The 20,630-nt window shown below is 73.7% G+C and carries 21 protein-coding genes; 4 read left to right on the top strand and 17 right to left on the bottom strand.

All coding sequences use genetic code 11. The features are described from left to right. The 3 genes from aztC to aztB all read right to left on the bottom strand — a co-directional run. On the bottom strand, nt 1-910 hold a 910-nt coding region (aztC, locus tag DEF28_RS18430; protein WP_147281070.1), incomplete at its 3' end, for a zinc ABC transporter substrate-binding protein AztC. Continuing rightward, complete coding sequence (locus DEF28_RS18425; RefSeq protein WP_114399211.1) at nt 904-2,088, bottom strand: WD40 repeat domain-containing protein; 1,185 nt, start codon at nt 2,086-2,088, stop codon at nt 904-906. The genes aztC and DEF28_RS18425, both read right to left, overlap by 7 nt. Beyond that, nucleotides 2,085-2,963, bottom strand: a complete 879-nt coding sequence (gene aztB / locus DEF28_RS18420; protein ID WP_114399210.1) for a zinc ABC transporter permease AztB — start codon at nt 2,961-2,963, stop codon at nt 2,085-2,087. Before aztB ends, DEF28_RS18425 begins: the two co-directional genes overlap by 4 nt. Before the next feature lie 38 nt (nt 2,964-3,001). Between aztB and aztA the strand changes: the two genes are divergently transcribed. Beyond that, nucleotides 3,002-3,703: a zinc ABC transporter ATP-binding protein AztA gene (gene aztA / locus DEF28_RS18415; RefSeq protein WP_181874367.1), complete on the top strand. Its 702-nt coding sequence runs from the start codon at nt 3,002-3,004 to the stop codon at nt 3,701-3,703. 192 nt (nt 3,704-3,895) lie between these two features. Here the strand turns inward: aztA and DEF28_RS18410 are convergent, their stop codons facing one another. The 3 genes from DEF28_RS18410 to DEF28_RS18400 all read right to left on the bottom strand — a co-directional run bounded on the left by DEF28_RS18410 (nt 3,896) and on the right by DEF28_RS18400 (nt 6,275). Then, nucleotides 3,896-4,165: a DUF418 domain-containing protein gene (locus DEF28_RS18410; RefSeq protein ID WP_233515391.1), complete on the bottom strand. Its 270-nt coding sequence runs from the start codon at nt 4,163-4,165 to the stop codon at nt 3,896-3,898. 64 nt (nt 4,166-4,229) lie between these two features. Beyond that, nucleotides 4,230-5,054 (bottom strand): NAD(P)H-binding protein, encoded by an 825-nt coding sequence (locus DEF28_RS18405; RefSeq protein WP_114399208.1) that lies wholly within the window; start codon nt 5,052-5,054, stop codon nt 4,230-4,232. A 75-nt stretch (nt 5,055-5,129) separates the two neighbouring features. Further along, entirely contained in the window at nt 5,130-6,275 is a 1,146-nt protein-coding gene (locus tag DEF28_RS18400; protein WP_114399207.1) for an epoxide hydrolase family protein, read from the bottom strand. Nucleotides 6,276-6,339: 64 nt separating this feature from the next. Here DEF28_RS18400 and DEF28_RS18395 point away from each other — a divergent pair, with 64 nt between their 5' ends. Continuing rightward, nucleotides 6,340-7,347, top strand: coding sequence for a helix-turn-helix transcriptional regulator (locus tag DEF28_RS18395; RefSeq protein ID WP_114399213.1), 1,008 nt, complete (start codon nt 6,340-6,342; stop codon nt 7,345-7,347). A gap of 43 nt (nt 7,348-7,390) precedes the next feature. Here DEF28_RS18395 and DEF28_RS18390 read toward each other — a convergent pair whose 3' ends face one another. The 6 genes from DEF28_RS18390 to DEF28_RS18365 form a co-directional block, all read right to left on the bottom strand. After that, nucleotides 7,391-8,581, bottom strand: coding sequence for an esterase-like activity of phytase family protein (locus DEF28_RS18390; RefSeq protein ID WP_199493386.1), 1,191 nt, complete (start codon nt 8,579-8,581; stop codon nt 7,391-7,393). 614 nt (nt 8,582-9,195) lie between these two features. Beyond that, nucleotides 9,196-10,158, bottom strand: a complete 963-nt coding sequence (locus tag DEF28_RS18385) for a hypothetical protein (RefSeq protein ID WP_114399205.1) — start codon at nt 10,156-10,158, stop codon at nt 9,196-9,198. A 51-nt stretch (nt 10,159-10,209) separates the two neighbouring features. After that, entirely contained in the window at nt 10,210-11,433 is a 1,224-nt protein-coding gene (locus DEF28_RS18380; RefSeq protein ID WP_114399204.1) for a styrene monooxygenase/indole monooxygenase family protein, read from the bottom strand. A gap of 56 nt (nt 11,434-11,489) precedes the next feature. Beyond that, complete coding sequence (locus DEF28_RS18375) at nt 11,490-11,825, bottom strand: DUF742 domain-containing protein (protein ID WP_233515390.1); 336 nt, start codon at nt 11,823-11,825, stop codon at nt 11,490-11,492. A gap of 429 nt (nt 11,826-12,254) precedes the next feature. Then, entirely contained in the window at nt 12,255-13,250 is a 996-nt protein-coding gene (add, locus tag DEF28_RS18370; protein WP_114399202.1) for an adenosine deaminase, read from the bottom strand. A gap of 75 nt (nt 13,251-13,325) precedes the next feature. After that, on the bottom strand, nt 13,326-14,192 hold the full coding sequence (locus tag DEF28_RS18365) for a CPBP family intramembrane glutamic endopeptidase (protein ID WP_233515389.1): 867 nt from the start codon (nt 14,190-14,192) through the stop codon (nt 13,326-13,328). A 453-nt stretch (nt 14,193-14,645) separates the two neighbouring features. Here DEF28_RS18365 and DEF28_RS18360 point away from each other — a divergent pair, with 453 nt between their 5' ends. Further along, entirely contained in the window at nt 14,646-15,107 is a 462-nt protein-coding gene (locus DEF28_RS18360) for a hypothetical protein (protein WP_114399200.1), read from the top strand. Between the two features lie 48 nt (nt 15,108-15,155). On the opposite strand, the gene DEF28_RS18355 is transcribed toward DEF28_RS18360, so the two are convergent. Then, entirely contained in the window at nt 15,156-15,671 is a 516-nt protein-coding gene (locus tag DEF28_RS18355; RefSeq protein WP_114399199.1) for a vitamin K epoxide reductase family protein, read from the bottom strand. 317 nt (nt 15,672-15,988) lie between these two features. On the opposite strand from DEF28_RS18355, the gene DEF28_RS18350 reads away from it, so the two are divergent. After that, nucleotides 15,989-16,192, top strand: a complete 204-nt coding sequence (locus tag DEF28_RS18350) for a DUF397 domain-containing protein (RefSeq protein WP_233515388.1) — start codon at nt 15,989-15,991, stop codon at nt 16,190-16,192. Between the two features lie 88 nt (nt 16,193-16,280). Here DEF28_RS18350 and DEF28_RS18345 read toward each other — a convergent pair whose 3' ends face one another. From DEF28_RS18345 to DEF28_RS18330, 4 genes are all read right to left on the bottom strand, one after another. Then, nucleotides 16,281-16,670, bottom strand: a complete 390-nt coding sequence (locus tag DEF28_RS18345) for a VOC family protein (protein ID WP_114399198.1) — start codon at nt 16,668-16,670, stop codon at nt 16,281-16,283. 74 nt (nt 16,671-16,744) lie between these two features. Continuing rightward, nucleotides 16,745-17,638 carry an NAD(P)-dependent oxidoreductase gene (locus DEF28_RS18340; protein WP_114399197.1) on the bottom strand — a complete coding sequence of 298 codons (894 nt, stop codon included), beginning with the start codon at nt 17,636-17,638 and terminating at the stop codon, nt 16,745-16,747. Nucleotides 17,639-18,035: 397 nt separating this feature from the next. Beyond that, nucleotides 18,036-18,800 (bottom strand): ABC transporter permease, encoded by a 765-nt coding sequence (locus tag DEF28_RS18335; protein ID WP_233515387.1) that lies wholly within the window; start codon nt 18,798-18,800, stop codon nt 18,036-18,038. Between the two features lie 82 nt (nt 18,801-18,882). Further along, nucleotides 18,883-19,854, bottom strand: coding sequence for an ATP-binding cassette domain-containing protein (locus DEF28_RS18330; RefSeq protein WP_114400857.1), 972 nt, complete (start codon nt 19,852-19,854; stop codon nt 18,883-18,885). Nucleotides 19,855-20,630 lie beyond the last annotated feature (776 nt).

Genomic DNA, 20,630 nt, shown 5'->3' with positions numbered 1-20,630 from the left:
GGGTCATCTCCAGGTAGGTCGCCGCGCCGCCGCCCTGCTCGGTGAGGGACTCCGAGAAGAGCGGCACCACCTCGATGTCCAGACCGGCCTCCTCGGCCATCACCTGGGCGAGGCGGTCCGGCTGCGAGGAGTCGGCGAAGACCGCGGCGACCCCCGCCTCCTCGACCGCGTCGGCGAGGGACTTCAGGTCGGAGCCGCTCGGTGAGGCGAGGGTGGTGCCGCTGGGGATGACGGCGCCCACCACCGCGAAGTCGTAGCGCTGGGCGAGGTAGCCGAAGACGTGGTGGTTGGTGACGAGGTTGCGCTGTCCGTCCGGGATCGCGGCGAACCGCTGCTCGCTCTCCTCGTGTACCTGCTCCACCTGCTCCCGGTACTCCGCGGCGTTGGCGCGGATCCGGTCCGCGTCGACGCCGCCGACCTGGGCGATCACCTCGTCGGCGATGAGGTCGACCGCGTCGGCCACGCGGACGGGGTCGGTCCAGAAGTGCGGGTCGGGCTGCCCAGCCGTCTCGCCCTCGGTGTAGGCGATCGGGTCGACGCCCTCGCCGACCGCGAGGGCGTGGGCGCCGGCCTCCTCGGCGGCCTCGACGTTGCGCAGCACGCCCTCCTCCAGGCCGAGGCCGTTGTAGACGAGCAGTTCGGCCTCCGCGAGTTCCGCGGCCTGTTGCGCGGAGACGCCGAAGGAGTGCGGGTCGGCGTTGGGCGGCATGAGGACGGTGACGTCGGCTTCGTCGCCGACGATGTTGCGGGTGAGGTCGCCGAGGATGTTGGTGGTGACGACGATGCCGGAGCGTGCGTCGCCGAAGGCCGCGCAGCCGGCGAGGGTGGGCGGCAGCAGGGCGATCAGGGCGAGCGGCAGGGCCGCGGCGCGCCGGGGGGACCGGGGACTCGCCGGCATCGTGGTCACCATCCCGTCTCGACCATGAGGTCGGGGCTGAATCCGAGGTCGAACGTGCGGGCGAGCCGGAGGTCGTCGTTGTAGTCGATCTCGTGAACCGCGTCGGCCAGGGGGTCGTTGACGTAGGCCCGGGTGGTGTCGATCCGGATGGCCGGCGCGGGCCCGCCGTCGCCGGGCGGGTCCATCAGTTCTGTCTCGGCGAGCTGCTCGCCCGAGGCCGGGGCGTAGGACCGCAGCGTGCCGTCGGCGCCGAGGACGAGCACCGGCATGTCCTCCCCCGCCGCGCTCGTCGCGACGGCGGGTCCGGTCTCGACGTGGGTCCACTCCCGGGCTCCGACGTCGAGCACCCAGATTCCCTCGTCGCCGGCCGGGCCGGCCAGGACGGAGGCGCCGGGGCGGTGCTGGAACGAGCGGACCGGTCCGGCGCCGGCTTGGTCGGGGTAGGGGATGCGCTCCGTCGTCAGCGTGCCGTCGTCCTCGGTCACCAGCAGGGCACCGTCGGAGCAGCCGATGACGGCTCCCCGCCGGGTCACGGCCTGTCCCCGCGGGTCCGGGCACCGCTCGCCGACGGTCTGGTCCGCGGGCGCGCCGTCCCGGTCGAGCACGTCGACGGTGCCGTTCGCCCTGGCGACCAGGAGCCGCTGGCCGTAGGCGAGGGCGGTGCCGCCCCCCTCGACCGCGGTCACGCTGAGCTCGCCCTCTTCGAGGGCGGGGCGGTCGATGATCCGCACACCGTCGTCTGACGAGAGCGCCGTGACCGCCGGATCGGCGACCGCCTGAAGCGTGCCGCTCCCCTCGGCCTCCCCCACCAGCCGCGCTTCGGCACGGTAGTAGTGCACGTGGTCGCCGTGGTCGACCGTCCAGGTGCCGGTGTCCAGCACGGTCACCGCGTCACCGGTGCCGAAGAAGGCGAACCGGCCGTCGGTCACCGCCTCCGCGACGCCGGGTGCCGCTCCGGCCCCGGTCACCTCCTCGGTGGCGGGGTCCAGCATGTGCAGTGTGCCGGCGGCGGTGTCGGCCATGACCAGGCGCCACTGCGGCTCTGCGGTCTCCTCGGCCCCCTCGACGTAGCCGTGGGGGGTGGCCGCCGCCTCCTCCGGGGCCTCGGCTCCGCCCGTGCCGCACCCCGCGGCAAGCAGGACGGCGGTGGCGCCGGCGACGGCCGGCCAGGGTCTTCTTCGCAGCATCATCGTGTGAACTCGCGCTCCTTGTCCGGAATCCGTGCGGGGGCTGCCGCCGCACCGGCCGGCTGGCTGTCCCGCAGCCGGGCCGCCAGCGCGGAGAGGAAGAAGAGGGCCACCGCGACGGCGGCGATCGTCGCCCCCGCGGCGGTTCCCAGGTGCCAGGACAGGAGCAGGCCGACGAAGGTCGACGCCGCGCCCAGACCGGCCGCGCCGAGCATGACCACCGGGATCCGTCCGGCCCACAGCGCCATCGCCGCCGGGGGTGCGATCAGCAGCCCGAAGACGAGCAGGGTGCCCACGATGTGGAAGGACGCCACGATCGCGAGGGTCACCAGCCCGAGCAGCGCGACGTGCGCGAGCCGCGGGCGCAGGCCCAGCGTTCGCGCCTTGCGGGGATCGAAGGCCAGTGCCACGAACGCGCGGTGCCCCAGGAGCGCGACCGTGGCCGCCACCGCCGCCGCCGCGGCGAGGACCGCGAGGTCCTGCGGCCGCACCGCCAGGACGTCGCCGAAGAGGAACCCGGTCAGGTCCACGGCGAAGGACTGCGAGTGCGACACGATGATCACGCCGAGCGAGAGCATCCCGACGAAGAGCAGCCCGATGGCGGTGTCCTGGGAGAGCCGGGACCAGCGGGTCACGGCGGTCACCCCGAGCGCCATGGCGACCGCGCTCACGGCGGCGCCGAGGAACAGGTTGCCGCCCAGCATCGCGGCCAGGGCCACGCCGGGCAGCAATCCGTGCGACATCGCGTCACCGAGGAACGCCATACCGCGCAGCACCACCCAGGTTCCGGCCAGGGCGCAGATGACCGAGACGAGGAGCCCTCCCCAGAGGGCCCGCGCGACGAAGGACACCTCGAACGGGGCAAACAACCACTCCATGCAACAAACCGTACAGCGAGAATGGTTATCATTGTCAAATGGATCGCGTGAACCACCGCACATCGGTCGCCGTCGCACTGCACCGGGTGACCGCCGGCTACGGCCCAAGGACCGTCCTCCGGGAGATCGACGCCAGCGTCCCCGCCCGCCGGGTGACGGCGCTCGTCGGCCCCAACGGCTCCGGAAAGTCGACGCTGCTCGGCGTCGTGTCGGGGGTACACGCTCCCGTCTCCGGCACGGTCGAACGCTTCCACCGGGAGCGGCCGGCCCTGGTGGTGCAGCGCAGCGCCGTCCCCGACACCCTCCCCGTGACCGTCCGGGAGACCGTCGCCATGGGGCGCTGGGCGCACCGGGGCCTCTGGAGGCGGCTCACCGCCGACGACCGGGCCGTCGTGGCCACCTGCATGGCGCGCCTGGACATCGCCGATCTGGCCGACCGCCCGCTCGGCGCCCTGTCCGGCGGGCAGCGCCAGCGAGCCCTGCTCGCGCAGGGCCTCGCCCAGCAGTCCGACCTGCTGCTGCTGGACGAACCGACGACCGGCCTGGACACGGCGGCCCAGCGGGCCATCCTCGACGTGCTGGCCGACCTGCGCGCGGAGGGCGTCACCGTGGTCTTCGCGACCCACGACGCGGAGGCGGCCCGGTGGGCCGATCACCGGCTGCACCTGCGGGACGGCCGCCTCGCCATCGGCACAGGGCCGGAGCCGACCGCCGCGCCGAGCGGTTCCACCGCCGGGTAGCCGCAGTCCTTCGAGCGGCGCCCTGTCCGCCGCGCGCGTGGCCACCATGGACGTGACCGCAGCCCCGACCCGGTCCGACGCTCCATGAGCGCGGGGCCCGCACGGGCGCGCCCCGTCCCGCCTGCTGGTCAGGTGGGACGGGGCGCTTCACCGTCTCGGGGTTCCGGCCGCCGACCGCGATCCGGAGCGTGCTCAGCCGCGCGGCGGCCGCGGTGTGTCGTGGCGGGCGGTCAGCCGGCGCAGCAGGGCCTCCGCCGGGCCGCGGTGCCCCCGGTGGTGCATCCACGCGGCCACGGCGACCGACACGGCCCACAGGGCGACGGCGGTGCCGCAGCTCGCGGCGAACCCCATGTCGTCGCGCAGGTCCAGGGTGAAGGGGTAGAACAGCGCCACCCACACCGCGGACTGCAGCAGGTAGAAGGTCATCGACCGCTGCCCCAGCGCGGCCACCGCCCTGGCCACGCCGCCCGGGGCGGCGGACGGACCGCCGTTCCCCGGGCGCCTCGGGCCGCCGCCGGCGCGGCGGTCAGGCGGTGAAGGCGGCGGCGTTCTCCCGCATCCACTGGGCGAAGGTGCGCGCCGGACGGCCGGTGACCTCCTCCACGGTCGGCAGGACGGTGCGGCCGGAGATGGGCGGGTCGGTCCGCATGGCCAGGAAGAACCGGACGTCGTCATCGGAGAAGCCGGCGGCCCGCCAGCCCGCGACGACCTCGTCCGTGCTGAGCTCGACGAAGCGCACCTCGCGGCCGAGCACCTCGCTGATCGTCCGCACCCGCTGCGGCACCGTGAGCGGCTCCGGGCCCGTCAGCCAGTACTCCTGCCCGGCGTGGCCGTCGGAGGTGAGCGCCGCCGCGGCGACGGCGGCGATGTCCGCGTCGTGGACCATCGCGCTCTCGGCGTCGGGGAACCCCTCGCGGACGGTGCCCTCTGTCCGCACCGACTCAGCCCACTCCAGGGTGTTGGACATGAACTCCACCGGGGCGAGGTAGGTCCAGTCCAGACCGCCGGCCTCGACCGCCTCCTCAAGAGGGCTCTTGGCCACGTCCCCCTTGAGTACCGTCACACGGTGCACGCCGGCCTTCCGCGCGATCTCGACGATCTCCGCGCCGTTGGTCAGCGGCGCGTAGTCCCGCCCGCCGAACGTGATGAGGTGCGCTGCGCCGACCCCGGCGAAGGCGGCGGGCAGGCTCTCGGTGTCGGTGAGGCTGCCGGCGACGACCTCGGTGCCGGCGGGCAGCCCGGCCCGGCCCGGGTCGCGGGTGAGGGCGCGGACGCGGTGGCCGGCCGCGAGGAGCTGTTCGACGAGGGGGCGGCCCACGTTGCCGGTGGCGCCGGTGACGAGAACGGTCACGGTTGCTTCTTTCCGATGTCGGAGGGTCGGGTCTGCGGGTACGGGCTGCCGGCGCGCGGGGCGCGGGCGGGCCGCCTAGCGGTGGTCGCGGATCGCGGCTCGGAGGTCCTCGACCAGGAGGGCGGGCTGCTCCATCGCGGCGAAGTGGCCGCCGCGGTCGAACTCGGTCCACCGCACGATGTGGTTGTCGCGTTCGGCCAGCCGCCGGATCGGCAGCATGATGTCGTGGGGGAAGACCGCGACCGCGGTCGGCACCGAGGACGCCGGCTCGGGTTCGCCCCACGTCTCGACGCCGTCCTTGTAGTAGCGGGCCGACGAGCCGGCGGTGGCGGTGAGCCAGTAGAGCATCACGTTGGTCAGCAGGGCGTCCCGGTCCACCGCCGCCTCGGGTGCGCCGGCCGGGTCGGCCCCGGCCCGGAACACGTCGGCGATCCAGGCGAGCTGGGCGACCGGGGAGTCGGTGAGCCCGTAGGCGACCAGCTGCGGCTTGGTGCTCTGGATGGCCGCGTAGCCGCCGAGCTCGTACTCGTAGCGGTACCCCTTCTCGACGCTGCGCTTCTCCGCCTCGACGGAGAAGTCGGCGGTCTCGGGCGTGGCACTGGCGGAGAACACCGACGTGACGTGCAGGGCCGCGACGTGCTCCGGGTCGATGAGCCCCAGCTGGCGGGAGACCAGCGCGCCGAAGTCGCCGCCGTGCGCGGCGTAGCGCGAGTAGCCGAGGCGGCGCATCAGCTCTGCCCACGCCCGCGCCACCCGGGCCACCGACCATCCCGTCTCGCGGGTCGGGCCGGACAGGGGGAACCCGGGCGCCGAGGGCACCACGACGTGGAACGCGTCGGCGGGGTCGCCGCCGTGCGCGCGGGGGTCGGTCAGCGGACCGGTCATCTCCCGGAACTCCACCACGGATCCGGGCCAACCGTGTGTGAGGAGCAGCGGGAACGCGTCGGGCTCGGGTGATCGGATGTGCACGAAGTGCACCGCGTGCCCGTCGAGCTCGGTACGGAACTGCGGGAGGGCGTTGAGCCTGCGCTCCTGTTCCCGCCAGTCGTATTCGGTGCGCCAGTAGTCGACGAGCCCGCGCAGGTGGTCGGCGGGGATTCCGTACTCCCATCCCGCTCCCGCGGGCTGCTCGGGCCACCGGGTGTTCGCCAGGCGTCCGGCCAGGTCGTCCAGGTCGGCCTGCGGGATGTCGATACGGAACGGCGTGATCGCTGTGTCCATGGCCGCGACGCTAGGGAGCGTGGCGGACACCTGCTGTCCGCCACTCATGGCAGGCTTCGCAGACGTGAAGGAGACCTCCGCCCGGCTGCTCAGACTGCTCGGCCTGCTGTCGACCCGTCCCGACTGGCCGGGGGCCGAGCTCGCCGCGCGGCTGGGCGTCAGTACCCGGACCGTGCGCCGGGACATCGACCGGCTGCGCGCCCTGGACTACCCGATCGACGTCGGCATGGGGCCGGCCGGCGGATACCGGCTGGGCGCGGGCGGCCGGCTGCCGCCGCTGCTGCTGGACGACGACGAGGCCGTCGCGGTCGCGGTCGGGCTGCGGACCGCCGCCGGCAGCGGCGTCGCCGGGATCGGCGAGACCGCGCTCGGCGCCCTGTTGAAGCTGCGCCAGCTGCTGCCGGACCGGCTGCGCCGGCGCATGGACGCCCTGGAGGTGTCCGCCGTCGCGGCACCCGGCCCGCCCGCCGTGGACGCCGGAGAGCTGACGTCGGTGGCGGCGGCGTGCCGGGACCAGCGGTGCCTGCGCTTCGACTACCGCGGCCACTACGCGGACGTCAGCGTCCGCGTCACCGAGCCGCACGAACTGGTCACCTGGGGCGGGCGCTGGTATCTGGTGGCCTGGGACCTGGAACGCGGCGACTGGCGGACCTTCCGGGTGGACCGGATGCGCTGCCGGCCCCCGAGCGGGCCGCGTTTCACGCCACGGGCTATCCCCGGGGGCGACGCCGCCGCGTTCGTCACCCGTGGCGTCGCGGACGTCTGGCCGTACCGGGCGACGGTCCGGCTGCACGCGCCGGCCGATTCCGAGAGCGCCCGCCGGACCACCGTCTACGGCCGGATCGAACCGGTCGACGCCCGCAGCTGCCGGCTGCGCTTCACCGCGGACTCCCTGCACTCGCTGGCGTTCCTGCTCGGCGCCCTCGACGTCGACTTCGAGGTCGAGGACCCGCCCGAACTCGCCGATCAGCTGGTCGCTGCGGCGGAGCGGTTCCGGCGGGCCGCCTCGAAGCTGGCCGGCCGCCCCGCCGGGCCGGAGCGCACCGGCGGCGCCCGGGAGGATGCGGGCTGACGGCCGTCCCGCCGCGGCGGGGCGGGACGGCAGAGCGGGAGGGTCAGTCGACGGCCAGCGCGATGAGCTGGGTCTCCTGGCTCTCGGAGAAGTTGTCGTCGCTGATCAGCAGGAGGGTGCGCTCCCCGGACTCCAGTTCCGGGCCCCACGTGACGCCCTCGATGTTGTCGACGTGGTCGAGGCCGGCCGCGGCCAGGTCGAGGTCGTCGAGGTCCACCAGGAGCTCCTTGGCCATCAGCCGCGGTGCGCGGTCCATGCCGGGGATCGCGGGGACGCCGGAGATGTCGGTCGCCCGGGCGGTGGTGGCGCGGTAGAGGCGGACCTTGTTCCCGGATCCGGCCACGTAGGCGCGCTCGACGACGATGTAGGACCCGGGCTGCTCCGGGTCCGCCAGGATCTCGCTGACGCCCTGGTCGGCGGTCCCGTCGGCGGGCTCCGGCGCCGCGAAGAGGGGCTCCAGCGGGTACCCGTACTGGGCGAGCTGCGTGCCGTGCCGGGTGGTGACGGTGAACCGGACGACGGCGCCCTCGTCCGCGGTGGGGACCGGGCCGTCCTGGTAGAGGGGGCCCTCCATGGCGGTGACCACCCGGCCGTTCGGGGTGAAGGTCAGCCCCTCGAACGTGAGGTTGCGGCGCGGCCCGGTCTCCGAGGCGCTCATGTGGAGCGTCCTCGGGGTGGGCAGGGCGCGTACGGTGGTCCCGTCCGGGTCGGAGACCCGGACCTGCGGGTTCTGCAGGACGACGTGGTCGCCGTTGACCACCCGCTCCCCCTCGGTGGTCCACCACACGTCGCCGGTGCGGGGGTCGAGGCGGATGGACTCGGGGTCGACCGATCCGTTCCGGGCGCAGGCGGCGCGCGGGTCGGGGCAGGGCTCGGAGACGAAGTCGTCCCGGTTGGGGTAGGTGGCGCCGTTCGGCTGGCGCAGCAGGTGCGCGGTGGTGACGTCGACGCCGTGCACGCCGGACGCGTCGACGTCGATCTCGGCCCGGAAGAAGCGGGCCGGGTCCTGCTCCGACCGGTCGTCGGTCACCAGCAGGTACTCGCCGGAGGCGGCGTCGTAGTCGATGCCGGAGAGGCTGCCCACCAGGGTGCCGTCGGCGGTCAGGTCCGAGGGGATGACGGTGGCACCGAGCAGCCGGGGTTCGGAGCTCTGCTCGGCGTGCGCGGGGGTGGCGGTGACACCGAGGGCGAGCAGACCCGCCACGATGCCACGTACGCTGTTTTTCACCAACATGGCGTATATAAGAGCACAACCCGCCGACATTTGCGCCAAATCGGCCAGAAATCTTCGGAGTGCGAGTGCCGGGACCGTCACCGGTGGCCACGGATGTCCGGGCCCCGGTAACCGGCCGACCGCAGCCCGCCGCCGGGCGGGCGAGGAGCCGGCCACCGCCTTCTCCCGCTCCCCGGGGCCGTGTCCGCGCCGCCCGGTCCGCCAGCGCGGACACGCCGGTCCGGTCGGGCCGTCCCGGGCCACCCGGACCACGCGGTCGGGCGCACACGCCGGTGGCCCTCCGCTTCGCCGGGGCGGCGGTCCGGTGGCAAGCCCCCGTCTCCGGCACCTCGGCGGCGGAACCGCCCGCACCCGGAGGAGCACGGCGGGACCCGTAGCCGGCCACGTGGTGCCGAGGGGTGCGCACCGGTGGGTGACCGGGTCCTCGCGGCGGCCGCGCGGGCAGCACGCGGCACGCGGGGCGGTGCCCGCAGGGGGAGGCCCCTGACCGACCTCCGCGACGCCTCCCCGGATGCGAACGGTAGGCGTACCAACGCCGCGTGCCCTGGTCCGGCCGCAGGTGCGGCCGGACCCGGGCACGCCGTTCGCGCCTCTTCGGTCCGTACGGACTCCGGTCAGGGCGCCGCGCGGCGGGCAGCGGGTGTCCCCAGCCGGAACCGCCGGCTCGCCTGGTCAGCCAGAATGGGGTGGCGGACCTCCCGCCCGTCGAGTCGCCGGTGGGCGCGGTCGGCCAGCCGGTTGCCGAAGTCGACCATCTTGCTGCCCGCGACCAGCGCCAGCTGGGCGCGCCGGGCGGCGCGGTAGCGGGGCCGCTGGGCGCCGGTGAACGCGTTCTTCATGGCCGGCACCAGGTCGCGGTAGAGGTTTACCGCCTCCTGCCGCCGCCCCTGCGCGCCCACGGCGCGGGCCAGCGTCTCCCAGGCGTCGAGCGTCGCCGGGTGGGTGGCGCCGTGGACCCCCGTCCGCCGGACGAGCTCGGCACGTGCCGTTCGCTCGGCCTCCCGCAGCCGCGCCGGCCACTGCTCCCGGGGGAGCTGGCCGCCCTCCACCAGCTGGACCGCGGCCTGCGCCCGGATCAGCTGGAACTCATGGAAGGCCGCATGCCCCCGGGGAAGCAGCGTGAACGCGCCCCGGTACGCATGCGCGGCGCGGTCCGCCACGTCCGCCCGGCCGGCCCGCAGCGTCTCGCGCAGTTGCTCGATGCGCGCCGCCGCGATCGCTTCCGCGGACGTTTGGTGGCCGTCGTAGGCATGGGTCTGGCTGTCCGCCAGATCCCGCCACACCTGCGCCGCGGCCTTGTGGTCGCCCCTGGCGGCGTAGATGTCGGTCAGCGTCCGGGCCGCGTGCACGATGTCGTGGTGGTAGGGCGTGCGCGGCCCGAACACGTCGTGCCGGTAGAACTGGACGACCCCTTCCAGGATGCGCGCCGCGTGCTCGGCCTCACCCAGCCCGAGCAGCCCCTTGGCGTGGGAGATCCGGCGCGCCACCATCTGGTTGGCCGGCAGCAGCCCCTTCAGGTGGTGCGCCTTGTCCTGGAGGTGTCCCTGCCATAACGCCTGGGCCTCTGTCGAGTTCATGTCCTACGTCCCTCCTGCACGGCCGGCGGCCGCGTCGGGTCGCCGACGCGGTCACTGGGTCGCCGCGACCGTCTGCTCCATCTGCTCCGGGGTCGCCATCATCTGGGTGAAGGCGCGTGGATCGTCCAGTGCGCTGACGATACCGTCCGCCAGGGCGGGGTTCTCCGGCAGCATTTTGAAGAGCTCCATCACATGCGGCGGCGACTCGCCCTCCATGACGCCGCCGATCAGGTCGCCCAGCAGTATGGCCTGCTGGCCGTACTCCCAGTACTCGTCGAAGGTCGATCGCATGAACGCGGCGTCGAACGGGGCGTCGCCGTGGGCGAGGATGCGGTCGAGGTACATCCCGGCGCACACCGTGGAGTTGTTCCAGCCCTGGAGCACCACCGGGTCGATCGACAGGACGGTGTCGGCCATCCCCAGGACGGCCCGCCCCGACGGCAGGGTGCCCACGGGATCGCGGACGTAGGGCTCGATGTGCTCGATGCCGGCGCTCTTGTCGTCGATGAGCTCGGTGTCCTTCACCTGCTCGTACAGGTGCGGGGCGTGCTCCCGGTACAGGCCGACCACGCGCTCGTGCAGCTGCACCGGGTTCAGCCGCTCACCGGAGAGGTCGAGCGGGCCGCCCGGCTCACCGAACATGAAGAGCGAGTGCCCCGGGCCGTAGGGCGTGTAGGAGGGAACGACGTACATGGAGCCCAGCCCCCCGTAGAACACGCAGGCCAGGGTGTTGTCGACCGGGCACTCGGCCCCGAAGACGAACGTGTCGATGGCAACCCGCCGCCGCCCGCCGCCGGTGCGCGCGGGGTCGATGTCGAAGAGCTGGCCGAGTTCGCCGTGCCCGGTGGCGACCACGGTCAAGTCGTACATGCCGGCGAGGTAGTCGAGGTCGGTGACCGTGACGCCGTGGACGGTGACCTTGCCGCCCCGGTCCTCGAACGCCTCCAGCCAGTCGGCCATCTTGACCCGCCGGTCCATGGACACGCCGCCGCCCTGGATGGCCGCGCCGAAGCTGAACCGCTCCTCGACGGTGGCGCCCAGATCCACCGTCAGCCTGTCGAGGGAGGGGGCCTGTCCACGCCAGAAGTCGAGGTCGAGCCGGCGCTCGTGGGCGAGGGCGGAGGGGAAGGTCAGCTGGCTCACCGCCACCTTGCCGTGCCTGACCTCCGTGGACGTCCGCCCGGTCAGCAGTGTGACGTCATAGCCGCGCTCTAGCAGACCGTGGGCGAGGTACAGACCGGACTGTCCGGCGCCGACAACCAGGATTCTTCGCATGGGGTCGCTTTCTGAATTCGATCACGATGGGGTCGGGCCTCCGGGGAGGCTGATCGTCACGAGGACAGCTGTTCGAGCCCCACCAGCAGCCGTTGGAGGAGCTCTCTGTCGGTCGGCCGGCGTCCGGTGATGGTCGGGTGCACCCGCACCACTCCGCGGTCGAGGAGGTCGCCGACCAGCACCTGGACCACGCCGAGCGGCAGCCGAAGGTCCGCGGATATCTCCGCGACCGACTTCACCCGTCGGCAGAGGACGAGGATGCGGCCCGCCTCGGGGGCCAGGCCGCTGGGCGGAGCGGCCTCCGGGTCGGAGAGCGAGATCAGCGAGTGCACGAAGAGCGGGAACCGCGAGCGGGTGCGCCCGCCCGTGAGCGTGTACGGGCGGATGCGCACCACCCGCTCCCGAACGCCCGCACGGCCGCGCCGTCCGGATCGGACGGCGGTGGAGCGCGGGTCGGTCACGGGGTGCACGGAGGGCGGTGGCGTGGGACGGGGGGCGGAGCGGCGCGGAGGGTCATATGGGACGTTTCGTGATAGCAGGTCGGTTCGGGGAGAAGTTATCCACCGATCGCGCGGAATCGATGGTTGACTTACGTACCGGCAATCAGCACTAACTCCCGCTTAAGCGCTGTATTAACAGCGTGCGAGCCACTATAGATGAAATGTCGCATTACAACTACTTTTCTTGGCTCAGCCAACTGCCCGTTTCGTGATCTTGAACGTGAATGGTCACGCAGCGAAACGGCGAATGCCGAGTGCGGGCGATTCTCACCCGTCACCACACGCCCGGGGACCGGCGGCACACCTCCGCGTCTCCGCTGCTCAGGGCGCCTCCCCGTCGGCCAGCCACGCGTCGACCTCCCGGTGCAGCCGGGCCTTCGTCCCCTCGGGAGCGAACGAGGCGTCGATCGCTGCTCGTGACAGGCCGCCAAGATCACCCTCCGTGAAGCCGAAGGCCGTGCTGATCCGGGCGTACTCGGCCGTGAGGGTCGTGCCCACGACGGCGGGGATGTCGGTGTTCACCGTGACGTGCAGGCCGGCGTGGAGCAGCCGGGGCAGCGGGTGGGCGGCGAGGGAGGGCACCAGGCCGAGGGCCACGTTGGACGACGGGCACACCTCCAGGGGGATCGCTCGCTCGCGTAGTTCGGCGACGAGTTCGGGATCCTCCAGCGCGCGGAACCCGTGGCCGAGCCGCTCCGCGTGCCCGACCTCGACCGCCTCGCGCACGCTCGCGGGGCCGGCCGCCTCGCCGGCGTGGTGCACGAGCCGGACGCCGGCCTCGCGCGCCGCCGCGCACGCCTCGGCGAACGGAGCCAGCGGGTACGACTCGTCGCCGGCCAGCCCGATGGCGACCACGCCGTCAGCGGCGTAGCGCCGCGCCAGTTCCAGGGTCCGCCACGCCCGCCGCACCGAGCGCCGCCGCGAGTGGTCGAGGATGACCCGGCACTCCACGCCGTACCGGTCCCGCCCCTCGGCGAGGCCGCGCAGCACCGACTCCAGCGGCATCCCCGGCCGGCCGAGCCGCTCCTCGTGGGAGGCGGCGGTGAAGGTGACCTCGGCGTAGCGGACGCCGTGTTCCGCCTCGTCCGCGCAGAACTCCACGGCGACCCGGGCGAAGTCCTCCGGCCGGCGCAGGCAGCCGCGGATGAGCGCGCCGTGGTCCGCGAACGCGCGGAAGCCGGCGAAGGCCGCCGGAGGACCGTCCTCGGGGATCCCGGCGCCGTTGGCCGCGGCAATCTCGCGGACGGTCGACCAGCGGATGGTGCTCTCCAGATGGACGTGCAGGTCGACCTTGGGGAGTTCCGTGAGGCTGCGCATGGCGGCACTCTAGGGAGGGATCGGCCACCCGGGAAATGGATTTCCGGCCCGCCCGAACGGCGCGACCGCGACCGCTCACCCCCCGTCGGGCACCGTCCGGCGGACGCCCAGGCGGCGGGCCAGCCAGACGACGAGGACGACGTAGAGGCCCACCTCGACGCCGGTGCCGACGAGGGCGTACCAGCTGCCCGATCCGGTCCCCGCGTCGGTGTAGGAGCCGTCGTAGGCGGAGAGCGCGAACAGCACCGTGTTGTGCAGCACGTGCAGGGCGACGGCGGCTTCGAGTCCACCGGTGTACCAGGTCAGCCAGGCCATGGCGAGACCGAAGATCGCGACGTCGGCCATCGCCCAGGCGCTGTAGTCGTGGAGCAGCGCGAAGATGACGCCGCTGACCGCGATGGCCGGGACGGGCGAGCGCAGCACCCGGCTGAGCACGCCGTCCCGCATGCGCTCACCCGGGTCCGCCCCGTAGCCGCCGACCACCTGCATGAGGAATCCGCGCAGCGCGTACTCCTCGGCCGCCGCCTGGAACGGCACGAGCAGCAGGACGACCGCGAGCGCCGCGGCGAAGGCGGCGGCACCCGTGAACGTCCCGAGCAGTGGCTCGCCGGGGGACGTGACGGCATAGCTGCCGAACAGCACGGCGGCATAGCCGGCCACGCACACGGCGGCCACCGCGCAGCACAGCAGGAGCCAGCGTAGGCGCAGCCGGCCCTCGACCGAGGCCAGCGTCCCCACGGGCCGGCGCAGCACCAGCCGCACCGCGAGGGCGACCACCGGAATCAGGCACGCCAGGAGGAAGAGTTCGACCGCCAGGTCCGCCACCGGCCACCCGGTGACCCCGTTCTCGTCAGGCCGGCCGCCGAACGGGAGCGCGATGATCGTCGCGGCCGCCATCACGGTGACCAGCACGACGGGGTAGGCGGCGAGTACGAGCAGCACGGCCAGAGGCGGGCGCCACCAGCGGAACCGCCCGGTGCGGTCGACGCGGTGGTAGGGAGCTCCCGGTCGCGGCCGGAGAAGCCGGGGGCCGGGCCGCGGGACGGGGGCCGGGGATGCCCAGGACCGTGTCACCGCCTCGGGAGGGCCGGGTTCCCCGGCGGCCGGTTTGTCGGACGATTCCGACAGAGCGGGATATTCCTTGGCATTTCCCATAGTCCGCGATAGTAGCGCCGATTGGTTATCGTCCGGTCCTCGGGAGGCCGGCGCCCGGGAACGGCTGCGGTTCTCCATTCCGCGATGTCACTCCGGGCTCGCGCGATTACCGACCGCCCCTCCCAAGCGCGGCCGCCGAAAGGAACTCCGCGAAAACGCCGCGCCCATTCCGCCGTCCGGTGCCGGACCCCGGATGGCGGCGGCGCGTTTCACCGCGGCGGCGGCGGTTAGCGTCCCGCCATGATGAGCGGACTCCTGCGCGGGGCGGCGGCCGGAGCCGCTGGCACGACCGCGCTCAACACCGTGACCTACGCCGACATGGCCTGGCGGGGCCGGCCGGCCAGTGACGTCCCGCAGTCGGTCGTGGAGCGCCTGAGCGAGGCGGCCGGCCGGCCGGTGCCCAATGGGGACGGGCGGCGGGGGAACCGGCTCGCCGGCCTCGGCGCCCTGTCGGGGATCGCGGTCGGTACCGGGGTCGGCGCCGCCTTGGGGGCACTGCGGGCGGCCGGCGTGCGGATGCCTGTGTGGGCCGGCGGCGCGCTGGCCGGGGCGCTCGCGATGGCGGCGACCGATGCGCCCGTCGCACGGCTCGGAGTGAGCGATCCGCGCTCATGGTCGGCCGGCGACTGGATCAGCGACGCGGTGCCGCATCTGGTGTACGGCCTGGTGGCCTACGCGCTGCTCGACGCCCTCGACCGGTGACCGCGCGACCGCCGGCGGCACGCCCCGGCGCCTGCCTGCGGGTCCGCGTCACCGGCGGTCCAGGACCACCCGCAGCGCCGCCGCGACCTCGCCCGCGACGAGGGCGGCCACGGCGAAGGAGATCCCCGCCGAGACGAGGCACAGCGTGCAGAAGGTCCCGGTGAGCAGCGGCTGGGCGATCACCAGCAGCAGACCGGTCAGGGCCAGCGCGGCCGCCGTGGCCCCGACGAGCAGCACCGTCCACGGATGCTCCCGCCAGCGCCGCCGGCCGCCCGCGGACTCGGCCACCGCTTCGAAGAGGTAGGCGGCGCACCCGAGCGCGGCGTCGCGGACCGGCAGCGCCTCCGACAGGGGCGAGGTGAGCACCGCCCGGCTGCCCTCGCCGAAGAACGGGTCCCAGACGTCGGCCAGCACCCCGTACTGGTAGAGGGCGAGATAGCCGGAGACCACGCATCCGAGCAGGGCCAGGACGACTACGGGCAGGCGTCGTCCCCACCGGGACGGGTTGCCGGACCGCCCTGGCGGGATGGCGTCCGCGCCACCGCGCGCGCCGTCCACCGCCATCCGGCCTCTCCTTCCGCCGACCTGGCCTGGTCGCGGCGCCGCGACCGGCCGTGCGTCCGCTACCCGGAGCGCGGAAGGCCATGCGCGCTGCCGGCCGCTGCCGGTCCGGGTCCGACTGTCCACAAGCTGTGGACGGCCGGACCCGGACCGGCAGCGGCCGAGGCGGCGGTGTGACCGGATCCGCACGCCCGACTACGTGCGACAGATGGTGAGACCTCCAAATTCAGCACCATTAATGGCCTTTCGCCCCTTCAGTCGCTGATGTTCCGGTGATAGGCATGCCTGGACCAGTCGAGCAGCGACAAAGGACACTATTCGTGCGTCTGTCTCCCGCCCCTGCCTTCCCGGCACTCGTCTTCCGCAAGAGCAGCTACAGCAGTGTGCAGAACTGCCTGGAGTTCGCCGATCTCCCCGGCGGCGCCGCCATACGCGACTCCAAGCACCCGGAACACCGCCCGCTCGCCGTCCCGAACGTCGAATGGGCGGGATTCGTGGGCGCGGTCAAGCAGGGCCGGCTGTGACCTGACCGGGACGAGCGTTTCCGGCGGCCCCCGCCTCGGCGGGGGCCGTCGCTCTGCGGCGGTCGCGGCGCCGGCGGGAACGCCGGCGTCACTCCCGGAACCGGAGCGGGTGGTCGTCCGGGACCTCGACCACGCAGATGGGCAGTCCGTCGGGATCCGCGACCCACATCTCGATCAGGCCCCACGGCTCCCGCCGCGGTTCGCGCAGCACGGTCGCCCCCTTCGCGGCCAGTTCCCGGTGCGCGTCCGCCGCGTCCGCCACCTGGAGCCAGAGCCGGGTCGCGGTCGGCTCCGGGGGGCGCTCGGCGTGTGAGGAGAGCTCCAGGAAGCCGCCCCCGAGGAAGAACACGGTTCCCCGCTGCGGCCCGGTGCCGAACTCTCGGTAGACGGCGAGGCCGAGGGTGTCGCGGTAGAAGGCGCGGCTGCGTTCGAGGTCGGTCGGATGGAGCAGGACGCGGCTGCTGAGAACGTGCACCATGCGGCGACTCTAGGGCGTCGCCGGCGTCCGCGCCCTGGGACCGGCCGGGAAGCGCCCGGCCGGTGTCCCCTCGCTCAGCCAGGAGCCCCTTCGTCGAAACTCGCGTAGTACGCGGCCGCCATGTCACGGGCCGCGTGGCCGTGCCTGGCCGCCCGGTCCAGCCGCGCGGCCGAGGCGGCGGCCAGGTCCAGGCGGATCCCGGCCGCGCGGGCGGCGTCGAGGATGAGGTGCGCGTCCTTCGCCGCGTTGGCCACCGAGAAGCTGACCGCCGGATCCTCCGAGAGCAGCACGCCCGTCTTGGCGTGCAGGTAGCCGGCGTCCAGCGCGCCGCCCGAGACCGTCTCCAGGAACCGCCGCGGGTCCACGTCCAGCGCCTCCGCGAGTGCGACCGCCTCGCCGGCAGCGGTGTTCAACGCCAGCACCCAGCTGTTCACCACGAGCTTGAGCGCGCTCGCCGCGCCGGCCTCCCCCGCCCAGATGGTGCGCTCTCCGATCGCGTCGAACAGCGCCGCCACCCGCTCGGCGGCGGCTCGGTCGCCGGCGGCCAGCACCGTGAGCGTGCCGTTCTCCGCCGGCCCCGCGGTGCCCACCACGGGTGCGTCGACGAAGGTCAGTCCGCGCCGGCTCGCGATGGCGGCCAGCCGCCGGACCGGCTCCGGCCCGACCGTGCTGCTCTGCACCCAGACGGCCCCGCGCGGCGGCTCGGCTACCTCGGCCATGACGCGCTCCACGGCGGGGCCGTCGGTGAGCATCGTGACGATGACGCCGGCCCCGGCGACCGCCTCGCCGGGGCTGTCCACGACAGTCGCTCCGGCATCGGCGAGCGGTTCGGCGCGGGCGCGGGTGCGGTTCCAGGCCCGTAGGGGGAACCCGGCGGCGGCGATGTTGCGCGCCATGGGCAGCCCCATGGTGCCGGTCCCCAGGAACGCGACGGTCGGGCGCGGCGGTTGTTCGGCGGAAGTGTCCATGGCCGTCCCCCTACCCCGGGTCCCCCGCCCGTCCCGCCGGACCGCCACCCGAGGCCGGGCGGGCGGTGCCGCGATGAGTTGTCCACAGCCGGCCGATCCGGGTGGGCGCGGCGCCCGGCCGCCGCGGAGACTGGCTTCTGGTCGGGCTCGGCAGGAGCAGCCCGCGGAGGACGAGCAGGTGATCGGCATGTGTGTGCGCATCGTAGGGCCGCGAGCGCGGCGGAGCGGTCCACCGAGTGGCGGCGCCGCGGGACGGGCGCGGCCCGCCGCGCGGTCCCGGCTCCCCTCGGGGCCGCCCGGCCGCGGCCGGCCGCCGGGCGGGCCCGCCACACCCGCCCGGGGCCGACCGCGGCCGCGCGTGCCCCCGGTGCCGGGCGGGCCGGCCGCCGTCAGAGGGTCAGATCCCGCGCCGCATCGCCCGGGTGCCCAGGACCAGCCCCACGGCGGCGATGGCGCAGGCCGCTGCCCAGCCGTACAGCACCGCGGGATCGGCGAACCGGCCGTCGAACAGCGCCCGGGCCGCCTCCACGATGTAGCCCACCGGGTTCACCAGGGCCAGCCCCTGCAGCCAGGCCGGACCGGCCTCCACCGGCAGCAGCACCCCCGAGAGCAGCAGCAGCGGGAACATCACCATCTGGGTCACGGCGTAGAACAGGTTGCCGCCCGGGTACGAGACGATCGCCAGGATGAAGGAGAGCGAGCTCAGTCCGAGGCCGAGCACCAGCAGCAGCGCCAGGCCGGCGAGCACCCCCAGCGGGTGGATCCGGAAGCCCAGCGGCACCGCGAGGCCGATGATCAGTGCGGCCTGGGCCAGCAGGATGACGAACTCCTTGAGGGTCCGGCCGACCAGCATGGCCGTCCGGTTCATCGGGGTGACCAGTATCCGCTCCATGGAGCCGCCACCGAGGTCGATGAGCAGCGAGTAACCCGCCATCATCGGTCCCGAGAGGCACATCATGATGAGGATCCCGGGGACGAACCACTGCCACGGCGCACCGGTCTCCCCGCCGATCGCGGCCGTCCCGCCCAGCAGCGGGCCGAACAGGAACAGGAAGAGCAGTGGCTGCGCCATGGAGAAGAGCAGCCCGAGCGGGCGGCGCATCACCGGGGTGAACTCCCGGTAGAACACGGTTCCGGTGTCTCGAACGAAGGTCGTACTCACGTCGCGGCTCCTGTATCGGTTCTGGGCAGAAGGTGGCGGTGGCGGCGGGCGCGTGCCCCGCCGCGGGCGTCCCGGACAGCCGTCACGCGGCGGCTCCGGCGGACTCGCTCTCCCGCAGGCTGCGTCCGGTCAAGGCGAGGAAGACGTCGTCCAGCGTGGGACGGGAGGTCTCGGCGGTGGCCACCTTGACCCCGGCCTCGTCGAGCGACCGGAGGAATCCGGGCATGGCCGCGCCCGCGTTCGGCACCCGGACGCGGACGGTCAGGCCGTCGGTGGTGACCCCATCCGCACCGGCCATGCGGACGGCGGCCTCGGCGGCCCTGGCCGCGTCGGACGCGTCGTGCGCGGTGACGGTGAGCCGGTCGCCGGCCAGGTCGCTCTTGAGCCGCTCGGGAGTGCCGTCCGCGATCACCCGGCCGTGGTCGATCACCACCACGCGCTCGGCCATGTTGTCCGCCTCCTCCAGGTAGTGCGTGGTGAGCAGGAGCGTGGTCCCGAGCTCCGCGCGCAGCCGGAGGATGTGCTCCCAGACGTCGGCCCGGCTGTGCGGATCGAGACCGGTCGTCGGCTCGTCCAGGAACAGCAGCGGCGGGCGGTGCACGAGCCCCAGCGCGATGTCGAGCCGGCGGCGCTGGCCGCCCGAAAGCGTGGCCGGTCCGCGCCGGGCCAGCGGCCGGAGCGCCAGCATGTCGAGCATCTCGTCGGCGCGCCGTCGCGCCTCGGACCAGCGGAGGCCGTAGCCGAGTCCCTGGGTCACCAGTTCGTCGCGGCAGCGGTGGTCGTCTCCGGCACCACTGCGCTGTCCCACGTAGCCGATCCGGGCGCGGACCCCGGTGGGGTCGGTGGCGATGTCGTGACCGGCCACGGTGGCGGTGCCGGAGGTCGGTGGCAGCAGTGAGGTGAGCATGCGCAGGGTGGTGGACTTCCCGGCACCGTTGGGGCCGAGGAACGCGACGAGTTGGCCGGCCTCCACGTCGAGGTCGAGGCCGCGCACGGCCTCGACGGTCTCCTTGCGGACCTTGAACCGGCGGGTCAGTCCTCGGGCATGGATCATGTGTCTCTCCTCGGGATCCGGACGGGCGAGTTCAGGGCATGACGAATAAGCCCCAGGTCAGAGGCTTGCGCGAAGGTGATTCATCTTTGACTACGTGATTTCGCTCTGGCAAACGCGAACGTGACGTTCATATTTTTCTGACCTGCGGAAACACCGGTCTCCGGACTAGTTCTGGCGGCGCCCGCCGTCCTGTTTCCGAACCGCCGTGCACGCTGACGAGGCTTTTTCCGGGTAGCCGCGAAAAAAAGCGGACAGTTTTGTCGAACCGCCGCTGATCCGGCGGGCCGGCGGCCCGCCGACCGCCGATCCGACCGACCACGGCCGGGCGCCCGCCAGGTCCGCGCAACGACGGGATGCCTGGCGGGGCCGGAAACAGCGGCGCCGCCGCGTCCGCCCGCGGCCCCGGTGTGCCAGGTCACGCCCCAGTTCTCATAGACTCAGTCACTCGAAGGTCCGGAAGCGTGGCCTTTCGGTGACCGATCGCCTCCTCCGGCGGTCCGCCCGCCGCTTCCCCGTTCTCCCTTCATCGCCGCCGATCACGGCTTCTCAGCCGACGACGCGGATCTCCGGGCGTACGCGAACAGCGAGCAGCGGACCAGGGAACAGCCCGGCCGACGCGGTCACCGAGAGCGGACACCGGCCGTCCCCCACGACGGCGGCCGCTACGGGCGGACGAACGCGTCCGCTCCCGACCACGCCTGGTGCCGCGGCACCCGACTGATCCGGACCGATGCACAACAGCCCAGCGAACCCGCCCCCACCTCCCCCCGGAGAGG

The sequence above is a fragment of the Marinitenerispora sediminis genome (genome assembly GCF_003336425.1).
Taxonomy (GTDB): domain Bacteria; phylum Actinomycetota; class Actinomycetes; order Streptosporangiales; family Streptosporangiaceae; genus Marinitenerispora; species Marinitenerispora sediminis.
The sequence above is the reverse complement of the archived record's forward strand: the minus strand, read 5'-3'. Positions and strand labels throughout refer to the sequence as shown.